Here is a 227-nt window from a genome sequence, read left to right as displayed (position 1 = left end):
CTAGTTCTTTATCTAAATCGTCTAACATGATATTAGATAATAAAGGACTTAACGGACCTCCTTGCGGAGTTCCCTCCTCACTTTTATGAAAAAGTCCGCCTATCATAATGCCTGCTTGAAGGAATTTACGAATCAGTTTGAGAACTCGTTTATCTTCAATTTTCCGCTCTAACATTCCCATGAGCTTGTCATGATTCACTTTATCGAAGAACTTCTCCAAGTCCATA

The 227-nt window shown here is 37.9% G+C and carries 1 protein-coding gene; it reads right to left on the bottom strand.

Annotated elements, in window-relative coordinates; all coding sequences use genetic code 11:
* Positions 1–227: reverse transcriptase domain-containing protein (locus Q8G36_RS28960; protein ID WP_305275394.1), on the bottom strand; the 227-nt coding region annotated here is incomplete at both ends.

It is taken from the genome of Peribacillus frigoritolerans, from assembly GCF_030676415.1.
GTDB classification, from domain to species: Bacteria; Bacillota; Bacilli; order Bacillales; family DSM-1321; genus Peribacillus; species Peribacillus frigoritolerans_A.
The sequence above is the reverse complement of the archived record's forward strand: the minus strand, read 5'-3'. Positions and strand labels throughout refer to the sequence as shown.